Annotated in this window: 1 protein-coding gene; it reads left to right on the top strand. The window is 37.5% G+C overall.

Annotated features, from left to right (window positions below; genetic code table 11):
- Positions 1-799: SGNH hydrolase domain-containing protein (locus NNN71_RS24760; protein ID WP_271459600.1), on the top strand; the 799-nt coding region annotated here is incomplete at both ends.

The following is a 799-nucleotide window of genomic DNA, read 5'->3' on the forward strand; positions in this document are numbered from 1 at the left end:
ATTATAAAGAAAGGGTTCTCAAATCAGGCGAGTTTCATGAAAATGAATACGGCGGCAATGGTTATGCAACAGGGACTCCGGGTATCATCGGTGATAAAAATTCTAAACCGACGGCCATTATGCTTGGAGACAGCTATGCCCGACAATATGCATATGCTGCAGATGCATATCTAAAACGTCGGAGTGAGTCACTAATCACATCATTTCAGGATGGATGCTATTTCTCATCTGAATACACAACTATAATCTCAGGAAAACCAAATATTTGGTGCAAAAAAGACACATTATCTTATGCCATAAAAAAATCACATGAACTTGGATTGCCTGTGATAGTCAGTGTTCATTGGGTCGGGTATTATTCAAATGTTGGAAAGATAAATGGCGAAAGAATTAATTTCAAAACACATGATGATTACATCTCATTTGTTAAAAAATCAATTATTGAATTAGCGCAATCCGTCACCCCAAACAAAATAGTATTTATTGGATCACAACCGGGAATGCTTGGCTCTCTTGACATAAACTCATGCATTAGCAGACCTGACTACCTTCCACTCAACTGCACTAACTTCCTTACAACAACCATAAAAAAAGATGATTTTGAAGAAAAAATGAACCAAGGGATAATTAACGCATTAAAGGGGGTCAAAAATGCGTCATACGTAGACACCTTTAAATATATTTGCTCTAATGGAATATGTGGAACAATGGATGATAGTGGGAGGTTTATCTATTCAGACAGCGCTCACCTATCAAAGGCCGGGGCCATAAAAATTTGGCCGGGATTATATGATGATAT

It is taken from the genome of Kluyvera sp. Awk 3 (genome assembly GCF_028069715.1).
Classification (GTDB): domain Bacteria; phylum Pseudomonadota; class Gammaproteobacteria; order Enterobacterales; family Enterobacteriaceae; genus Kluyvera; species Kluyvera georgiana_A.